At 62.7% G+C, this 8,892-nt stretch carries 11 protein-coding genes; 10 read left to right on the top strand and 1 reads right to left on the bottom strand.

Annotation, left to right across the window (positions count from 1 at the left end; translation table 11 throughout):
• Window positions 1-157 precede the first annotated feature (157 nt).
• Genes folC through AC07WS_RS05685 form a run of 6 tightly spaced genes read left to right on the top strand, consistent with a single transcriptional unit; the run spans window position 158 to window position 6,439 of the window.
• Window positions 158-1,447 carry a bifunctional tetrahydrofolate synthase/dihydrofolate synthase gene (gene folC / locus AC07WS_RS05710; RefSeq protein WP_494728128.1) on the top strand — a complete coding sequence of 430 codons (1,290 nt, stop codon included), beginning with the start codon at window positions 158-160 and terminating at the stop codon, window positions 1,445-1,447.
• Between the two features lie 22 nt (window positions 1,448-1,469).
• On the top strand, window positions 1,470-2,516 hold the full coding sequence (locus AC07WS_RS05705; protein ID WP_494728127.1) for an SPOR domain-containing protein: 1,047 nt from the start codon (window positions 1,470-1,472) through the stop codon (window positions 2,514-2,516).
• 17 nt (window positions 2,517-2,533) lie between these two features.
• Complete coding sequence (locus tag AC07WS_RS05700) at window positions 2,534-3,022, top strand: CvpA family protein (RefSeq protein WP_494728126.1); 489 nt, start codon at window positions 2,534-2,536, stop codon at window positions 3,020-3,022.
• A 39-nt stretch (window positions 3,023-3,061) separates the two neighbouring features.
• The gene (gene purF / locus AC07WS_RS05695) at window positions 3,062-4,585 is read left to right on the top strand and encodes an amidophosphoribosyltransferase (protein ID WP_494728125.1); all 1,524 of its coding nucleotides are present in this window, start codon (window positions 3,062-3,064) and stop codon (window positions 4,583-4,585) included.
• A gap of 55 nt (window positions 4,586-4,640) precedes the next feature.
• Window positions 4,641-5,885, top strand: coding sequence for a cystathionine gamma-synthase family protein (locus AC07WS_RS05690; protein WP_494728124.1), 1,245 nt, complete (start codon window positions 4,641-4,643; stop codon window positions 5,883-5,885).
• Between the two features lie 59 nt (window positions 5,886-5,944).
• On the top strand, window positions 5,945-6,439 hold the full coding sequence (locus AC07WS_RS05685; protein WP_494728123.1) for a hypothetical protein: 495 nt from the start codon (window positions 5,945-5,947) through the stop codon (window positions 6,437-6,439).
• A 19-nt stretch (window positions 6,440-6,458) separates the two neighbouring features.
• On the opposite strand, the gene lexA is transcribed toward AC07WS_RS05685, so the two are convergent.
• A complete protein-coding gene (gene lexA, locus AC07WS_RS05680) occupies window positions 6,459-7,097 on the bottom strand; it encodes a transcriptional repressor LexA (RefSeq protein ID WP_008450946.1) in 639 nt (212 codons plus the stop codon).
• A 239-nt stretch (window positions 7,098-7,336) separates the two neighbouring features.
• Between lexA and rpsF the strand changes: the two genes are divergently transcribed.
• From rpsF to rplI, 4 genes are read left to right on the top strand one after another with little or no spacing between them, the layout of a single operon-like run.
• On the top strand, window positions 7,337-7,723 hold the full coding sequence (rpsF, locus tag AC07WS_RS05675) for a 30S ribosomal protein S6 (protein ID WP_028819549.1): 387 nt from the start codon (window positions 7,337-7,339) through the stop codon (window positions 7,721-7,723).
• An 18-nt stretch (window positions 7,724-7,741) separates the two neighbouring features.
• On the top strand, window positions 7,742-8,047 hold the full coding sequence (priB, locus tag AC07WS_RS05670) for a primosomal replication protein N (protein ID WP_028819550.1): 306 nt from the start codon (window positions 7,742-7,744) through the stop codon (window positions 8,045-8,047).
• A 15-nt stretch (window positions 8,048-8,062) separates the two neighbouring features.
• Window positions 8,063-8,353, top strand: a complete 291-nt coding sequence (rpsR, locus tag AC07WS_RS05665) for a 30S ribosomal protein S18 (RefSeq protein WP_008450941.1) — start codon at window positions 8,063-8,065, stop codon at window positions 8,351-8,353.
• A gap of 34 nt (window positions 8,354-8,387) precedes the next feature.
• Window positions 8,388-8,840, top strand: coding sequence for a 50S ribosomal protein L9 (rplI, locus tag AC07WS_RS05660; protein ID WP_028819628.1), 453 nt, complete (start codon window positions 8,388-8,390; stop codon window positions 8,838-8,840).
• Window positions 8,841-8,892: the final 52 nt, after the last annotated feature.

The following is an 8,892-nucleotide window of genomic DNA, read 5'->3' as shown; positions in this document are numbered from 1 at the left end:
GCCGCAAGATGCGCGAAGAGATCGCCCGTCTGATGGCACTGCTGCAGAATCAAGCGGTCGAAGTATTGGCCTAAAAAGCCTTCACTCCCTCACGCTGCGGCGCGCAATCGGCTATCATGCCGGCCTGCGCGCCGTTTTCCATTTCTGAGCCACCAATATGTCGAACCTCCCAACTACTTTGCCCGCCTGGCTTGCGCTGCTTGAATCGCGCCACGCCGAAACCGTCATCAACATGGGCCTGGACCGCGTGCTCGCCGTCAAGGAGCGCCTGAAGCTGGCCTTCAGCTGCCCGGTCATCATGGTGGCCGGCACCAACGGCAAGGGGTCGACCTGCGCCATGCTGGAATCGGTGCTGATGCGCGCCGGCTACAAGGTGGGCCTGTACATCAAGCCGCACTTCCTCGATTTTAACGAGCGCGCCCGCATTAACGGCGAGCTCGCCAGCGACGAGGTGCTGGTGGCAGCCTTCAACGCGGTCGAGGCGGTGCGCGGCGACACGCCGCTGACGTATTTCGAATTCACCACGCTAGCCATCATGCACCTGCTGAGCGGCGCCGGCATGGACGTCGTGATCCTGGAGGTCGGCCTGGGCGGCCGCCTGGACGCGGTCAACATCGTCGACGCCGACGTCTCCATCGTCACCAGTGTCGACATCGACCACACCGACTACCTGGGTGACACCCGCGAGGCGATCGGCTTCGAGAAGGCCGGCATTTTCCGCGCCGGCAAAACCGCGATCTGCTCGGACCCGGTGCCGCCGCAATCGCTGATCGACCACGCCAACGCCATCGGCGCCGATCTGTGGCTGATGGGCCGCGATTTCAACTATTCCGGTGACAAGCAGCAGTGGAACTACGGCGGCCGCTCGCAGCGCCGCAACTCGCTGGCCTACCCGAGCCTGCGCGGCGCCAACCAGATCCTCAACGCCTCGGCCGTGCTGGCCGCGCTGGAGGCGCTGAAGCTGGTGCTGCCGGTCGGCGCGCAGGAAGTGCGCACCGGCCTGGTGACAGTGGAACTACCGGGCCGCTTCCAGGTGCTGCCTGGCCGCCCGACCGTGATCCTGGACGTGGCGCATAATCCACACGCGGCCTCGGCGCTGAACCAGAACCTGGGCAACATGGGCTTCCACCCCTACACCTACGCCGTGTTCGGCTCCATGCACGACAAGGATATCGACGGCGTGATCGCCGCCATGTCCGAGCACGTGGACCACTGGTGCCTGGCCACGCTGCCGTCGCCGCGCTCGGCCAGCGCCTCGGAACTGGCGGCCAAGGTCCAGATCGTGCAGCCTGAAAGGCCGGAGCGCACCATCAATATCTTCGACGATCCGGCCGCAGCGTATGCAAATGCGATCAGCCGAGCCGGGGAGAATGATAGAATTGTGGTCTTTGGATCTTTCCTCACGGTCGCCGGCGTCATGGCGGCGCGAAAATCCGCATTCCATTGAACGCACAGGACTGAAATCACGCATGGGCTTGTTCTCGAAACTCGGTAAAAACAAGCAAGAGGCCGCCGGTCAGGACAGCGGCTATTACACCAGCGCAGATGACCAGGCCGCGACGGAGCGCGCACGCTCCAAGCGCGCCTCGTCGGCGGATGGTTCCGCCAAATCCCGCCGCGGCAAAGACCGCGAGGCGGACGATCCCGTCTTGCCGGAAAAGAAACGCGCACGCCGCCGCCTGGTCGGCGCCATCGCGCTGGCGCTGGGCGTGGCCATCGGCCTGCCGATGGTGCTTGATTCCGAACCGAAGCCGCTGGCGTCCGACATCGACATCAAGATCCCGGCCAAGGACAAGCCGGCCGAAGTTACACCTGCCCCCGCGCCTGCCGCGCCGGTACCCCAGAGCGCCGCGCTGGACAGCCGCGAAGAAATCGTCGACGACGTCAAGCCTTCCAAGCCAGCCGCGCCTGTGGCCGCAGCACCGAAGCCAGCCGCCGCCACTCCCGTGGCCGCCGCACCCGTCACGCCGCCGCCGGTTGCCCCCGTCAAGGTCGACACCGCCAAGCGCGAAGCCGAGCTGAAGGCCGAAGCCAAGGCCAAGGCGGAAGCCATCGCCAAGATCAAAGCCGACAACGAGGCCAAGGCCCGCCAGGACGCCGACTACAAGCAGGAAGTCGAACGCAAGCAGGCCGAGGTGAAGGCCGAAGCCAAGGCCAAGGCGGAAGCCGAGCGCAAGCTGGCCGAAGCCAAGGCCGCCAAGCAGGCTGACAAGCCGGCCGCGACGTCGGAAGACGCGCGCGCCCTGGCCATCCTGGAAGGCAAGCCCGCCGCCAAGCCGGCCGCCGAATCGGGCCAGAAGTTCGTGCTGCAGGTGGCCGCGCTGAGCGACCAGGCCAAGGTGGACGAGTTGCGCGACAAACTGAAGAAAGCCGGCATCAGCTCCTACACGCAAAAGACGCCATCCGGTGACATCACCCGCGTGCGCGTGGGGCCGTTCACCAACAAGGATGAGGCCGAAAAAGTGCGTGCCAAGCTGAGCGCCATGGGCCTGAACGGCCGTCTCGAAACCGTCTGATCCAGCAGGCGCCCGACGTGACGATATTCGATTATCTGGTGATTTTTGTGTTGGTCGCGTCGGTCATCATCGGCATGATGCGCGGCCTGGTGAAGGAAGTGTTGTCGTTGGCGGGCTGGGTGGTGGCCTTCGTGGTCGCCAACGCTTACGCCGCCGCGCTGGCGACGATGCTGCCGCCGGTGGTGCCGGGCGAGGTGTTGCGCCTGATCCTTGCGTTTATCGCACTGTTCGTCGGTGTGAAGATTTTGACGGGCCTGCTGGCCATGGCGCTGGGCGCCTTGCTCGATGCCGGCGGCCTGAGCCTGGTGGACCGCGCGCTGGGCATGGTGTTCGGTTTCGGACGCGGCCTTGTAATTGTGCTGGCCGGTGTCATCCTGTGTGGGATGACGTCGATACCGCAACAAGCATTCTGGAAGGATGCGCTATTGAGTCCGCTCGCGGAGACCGGAGCGCATACGGTGAAAGCCTTTCTTCCCGCTGCCATCGCGCAGCATGTGAATTTTTGAATTCTTTAAATCAGTAGCACCCAGTCCAGGAGCAACATCATGTGTGGCATCGTCGGCGTCGTTTCCCATCAACCTGTCAACCAACTGCTGTATGACGCATTGCTGCTGCTGCAGCACCGCGGCCAGGATGCGGCAGGTATCGCGACCAATCACAGCAGCATGTTCGCCATGCACAAGGCCAACGGCCTCGTTCGTGACGTTTTCCGTACCCGTAACATGCGTACGCTGCAAGGCAATTCCGGCATCGGTCACTGCCGCTATCCAACCGCCGGCTCGTCGAGCGAGGAAGAGGCGCAGCCGTTCTACGTCAACGCGCCGTTCGGCATCACCCTGGCGCACAACGGCAACCTGACCAACTGGGAACAGCTCAAGAAGGAAATGTTCCAGAACGACCGCCGCCACATCAACACCGATTCCGATTCGGAAGTGCTGCTCAACGTGCTGGCCCACGAGATCCAGAAAGCCACCACCGGCATCTCGATCGACGCCGACACCATCTTCGACGCCGTGACCGTGCTGCATCGCCGCGTGCGCGGCGGCTACGCTGCCGTGGCGCAGATCGCCGGTGTCGGCCTGCTGGCCTTCCGCGATCCGTTCGGCATCCGTCCGCTGTGCCTGGGCATCAACGAGACCGAGCAGGGCGCCGAGTACCTGATCGCCTCCGAGTCCGTGGCGCTGGAAGGCATGGGCTTCCGCTTCGTGCGCGACATCGCGCCGGGCGAGGCCGTCTTCATCGACGCCGACAAGCAGCTGCATGCGCGCCAGTGCGCCGACAATCCGTCGCTCAACCCTTGCGTGTTCGAGTTCGTCTACCTGGCGCGTCCGGATTCCGTCATCGACGGCGCCTCGGTGTACGCCACCCGCCTGAAGATGGGCGAGTACCTGGCCGAGAAGATCAAGCGCGAATTCAAGGATGGCGAGATCGACGTGGTCATGCCGATTCCCGATTCCTCGCGTCCGGCCGCGATCCAGCTGGCGCTGGCGCTGAACGTGGAATACCGCGAAGGCTTCATCAAGAACCGCTACATCGGCCGCACCTTCATCATGCCGGGCCAGGCCGCGCGCAAGAAATCGGTGCGCCAGAAGCTCAACGCCATCGCTTCCGAGTTCAAGGACAAGGTCGTGCTGCTGGTGGACGACTCCATCGTGCGCGGCACCACCAGCCGCGAGATCGTGCAGATGGCGCGCGAAGCCGGCGCCAAGAAAGTGATCTTCGCCTCGGCGGCGCCGCCGGTGATCTTCCCCAACGTGTACGGCATCGACATGCCTACCCGCGACGAGCTGATCGCCTACGGCCGCAGCACCGAGGAAGTGTGCCGCGAGATCACCGCCGACCACCTGGTGTACCAGGACATCGACGCGCTCAAGCGCGCCATCTCCGACGTCAATCCGGCGTTGAAGAACTTCGAGGCTTCGTGCTTCGACGGCGTGTACGTCACCGGCGACATCTCCAAGGACTACCTGGACAAGCTGGAGTACGCGCGCCACCATCCGAAGGCCGCCGGCCCCGAGGATGCGGGCCGTTCGCAACTGAACCTGAATCTCGCGACCGCCGAAGGCTGATGTCGCGCCCGGTGCGGTTGATTCCGCACCGGGCTTTTTTTTTGACTGCTTGAACATGAACGACAAGAAAAACTACGGCTTCACCACCACCATCCTGCACAACGACCGCCAGAAAGGCATCGAGCACGGTTCGCTGCACAAGCCCATCCACACCTCGGTCGCCTTTGGCTACGCCGACGCGCGCCAGCTGGCATCGGTATTCCAGGGCAAAGAGCCGGGCTTCCGCTACGGTCGCCAGGGCAACCCGACCATCTCCGCGCTGGAAGACAAGGTCACCAAGATGGAGCAGGGCGTCGGCACGATCTGCTTCGCCACCGGCATGGGGGCGATCGGCGCCGTGTTCCAGTCGCTGCTGCGCGCGGGCGACCATGTGGTGTCGTCGTCGTTCTTGTTCGGTAACACCAACAGCCTGTGGCAGACCACCATGGCGCAGGGCGTGGGCGTGTCCTTCGTCGACGCCACCGACGTCGCCAACGTGGCCGCGGCCATCACCGAGCAGACCCGGGTGGTGTTCGTCGAAACCATCGCCAACCCGCGCACGCAGGTGGCGGACCTGCAGCGCATCGGCCAGTTGTGCCAGGAGCGCGGCATCCTCTACATCGTCGACAACACGATGACCACGCCATACCTGTTCCGTCCGAAAGCGGTCGGCGCCGGCCTGGTGGTCAACGCGCTGACCAAGTCGATCGGCGGCCACGGCAACGCGCTGGGCGGCAGCCTGACCGACACCGGCGCCTACGACTGGACCAGGTTCGCCAACATCTACGAGAACTACAAGAAGGCCGCGCCGCTGCAATGGGGGCTGGCGCAGATCCGCGCCAAGGGCCTGCGCGACTTCGGCGCCTCGCTGGCGCCGGAGGCGGCGCACCACATCGCCGTCGGCGCCGAGACACTGGCGCTGCGCATGGAGCGCACCTGCGCCAACGCGCTGGCGCTGGCGAAGCTGCTGGAAGGCGACGAGCGCGTGGCCGCCGTCTACTATCCTGGCCTGGCGTCGCACTCGCAGCACGCGATCTCGGGTGAGCTGTTCCGCAGCTTTGGCTCCCTGCTGAGTTTTGAGCTGAAGGACGGCATCGACTGCTTCGACTTCCTCAACCGCCTGAAGCTGGCGATCCCGGCCTCCAACCTGGGCGACACGCGCACGCTGATCATCCCGGTGGCGCACACCATCTTCTACGAAATGGGCGCCGAGCGCCGCGCATCGATGGGCATCGCCGAGTCGCTGATACGGGTGTCGGTCGGCATCGAGGACACCGACGACCTGCTGGACGATTTCACCTGCGCGCTGGAAGCTTGCTGAGCGCAGCGTCAAGTTGTGATAATCTAAGCTTTCAATTTTGCTAAGCGCGGGGAGGCGTTATGAGAGCGGCATGGGTTCTGGCATTGACCGTGCTGTCGAGTAGCGCCTTCGCCGGCGACCAGGCCCGCCGCCTGGCCCGGCAAGCCGAGATCGAGTACTACACCAGCCGCTACGACGGCGCCGACATTGCGCTGGCCCGCTTCAACTGCCAGCCGCCCAACATCCCGGTGCGCCGGGGCGCGACTGGCGGCCCGGCGCTGGCGCAGTCGCTGGCCGCGTGGCGCGCCTGCTACGACCGGTTCCTTGCCAATTACAACGCTGCGCTCCCGGTCGGCAAGAGCATCCCTGCCGACCTGGCCGACCTGATGACCGACGCCGAGATGGACGCCGCGCAGACGCTGATGAGCCAGGTGTTCGTACAGGTGGCGGACGAGGCCAAGCGCCAGGCCGACGCCGTCACCCTGGCGCAGAGCGCATGGGAAGGCCGGCAGGGCGACCTTGCCTTGAGCGCGCGCGACCTGTCGCACCTGCCGGAGACCGCAGGCAAGCGCTAACCGGCCGGCGAGGAGAGGCCTAGTGCCAGCTGCGCATCAGGCCGACCGCCAGGCCTTCCAGCGCGAACTCGTCGGCTTCCGGATCGACCTTGATGATCTTGAAGTCCGGGTTTTCCGGCAGCAGCTCGACGGTGGAGCCGGTCTTGCGGTAGCGCTTGACGGTGACGTCGTTGCCGATGCGGGCCACGACGATCTGGCCGTTCTTGGCGCTGTCCACCTTCTTGACCGCCAGCAGGTCGCCGTCCATGATGCCCGCGTCGCGCATCGACTCGCCGCGCACCTTGAGCAGGTAGTCCGGGCGGGAAGAGAACATGGCCGGATCGACGCTGTAGCTGGTTTCCAGGTTTTCCTGGGCCAGGATGGGCGAGCCGGCGGCCACGCGGCCGATCAGCGGCAGCGACATCATCAGCGACACCGGCACCTTGGGCGTGGCCGGCTCGGCGTGCACGCCCAGCAGGCGGATGCCGCGCGAGGTGCCGGCGGCGATCTCGATCGCGCCCTTGCGCGCCAGCGCCTGCAGATGCTCCTCGGCCGCGTTGGCGGACTTGAAGCCCAGTTCATTGGCGATCTCGGCGCGGGTCGGCGGGAAGCCGGTGTTCTCGATGGCATCCTTGATCAGATTGAGAATTTGTTCCTGTCTTGCGGTGAGCTTGATCATAGAGTGCTTTGGGCCTGTGTATATAGACAGTCTGTATTTTTGTACAGTGTGAAGCGAAAAGCAAGGGAATTTGTTGCTTAGCACGAAATAATTTCATGGAGCCCCTCCGGGCGCGGCGGATTGTTGCCGGGCAGTGCTGGTTTTTTGGATAAAAAGCTGATATAGTCGCGGGCTTACCTCTTCCCACACCTGTCTTGACGCCAGGGTGGGCTATATTCACAGTCCTTAAGGGAGTTTGCATGCGTCACTATGAAATAGTATTTATCGTCCACCCGGACCAGAGCGAGCAAGTGCCCGCCATGATCGAGCGTTACAAAACCACCGTAACGACCCGCGGCGGCGCCGTGCACCGTGTTGAAGATTGGGGCCGTCGTCAGATGGCTTACTCGATCCAGAAACTGGCTAAAGCACACTACATCTGCCTGAACATCGAATGCGACAACGAGACCCTGGTCGAGCTGGAAACCGCCTTCAAATTCAATGATGCCGTGCTGCGTCACCTGACCGTCAAGATGAAGAAAGCGGAAACCGCTCCTTCGCCGATGATGAAGTCGGTACAACGTGAAGATGCAGCGAAATCGCATCGCACCGAAGCTCCAGCAGCCGCTGCTGCTCCTGCGGCCTAATTGTTACCGGGAACCGAGCTGAATCAGCTCCAGTTGATTGCCCTGATCGCCGAACGGGACGCCTTGCGCTACACCCCGGCCGGCATGCCGATCGTGAACGCTGTACTCCAGCACCGGTCGCAGCAAGTCGAGGCAGGCATCGCCCGATTGAGCGAGTTTGAAATTTCCGCGGTTGCCGCGGGCGAGATTTCAGGCCGCTTCAGTCAGGCGCCACTGGCAGGCATGTATCAGTTCACCGGTTTCCTGAACAAGAAGAATCGCAATAGCAAAAGCCTGGTGTTTCACATCATTGATTTTAGTGCTGTCCCAGACAGCTCAATTTAGATACAGGAGCCTAAAATGGCATTCGGTAAAAAGTTCGACAAAAACAAGCTCAAGCTGAAAGAAAAGCGCAAGCAACAAAACCCACTGTTCAAGCGTAAGAAGTTCTGCCGCTTCACCGCAGCAAACGTGGAACAAGTTGACTACAAAGACGTCGACACCCTGAAAGACTTCGTCCAGGAAAACGGCAAAATCATGCCAGCACGTCTGACCGGTACCAAGGCGCACTACCAGCGTCAAGTTGACACCGCAATCAAGCGCGCTCGCTACCTCGCGCTGCTGCCTTACACCGATCTGCACCACGCTTAATTGCGTCGTCTAGATAAGATCCTGGAGAAGAACTATGCAAATCATTCTGTTAGAAAAAGTCGTCAACCTGGGCAACCTGGGTGAAGTCGTTAAAGTTAAAGACGGTTACGCACGTAACTTCCTGATTCCGCAAAAAATGGCCCGCCGCGCTACCGCGTCCGCCGTTGCTGAATTCGAAGTCAAGCGCGCCGAACTGGAAAAAGCCGCTGCTGAAAAGCTGGCTGCTGCCCAAGCCCAAGGCGAGAAACTGAACGGCATGACCGTGAACGTTTCGCAAAAAGCTGGTGTTGACGGCCGTCTGTTCGGCTCCGTCACCAACTTCGACATCGCTGAAGCCCTGAGCAAAGCTGGTTTCGCTGTTGAAAAAGCTGCCGTGCGCATGCCTACCGGTCCTCTGAAGACCGTTGGCGAGCACCCAGTCAGCGTTGCTCTGCACACCGACGTGGTGGTGGAAGTGACCGTTGCTGTCGTAGGCGAAGCTGCCTAATACTTTTTCAGGCGGAAACGTCTGATCAGTGTTGCAACACCTTTGAAAAAGC

It is taken from the genome of Duganella sp. GW821-FHT01E12, assembly GCF_059422325.1.
The sequence above is the reverse complement of the archived record's forward strand: the minus strand, read 5'-3'. Positions and strand labels throughout refer to the sequence as shown.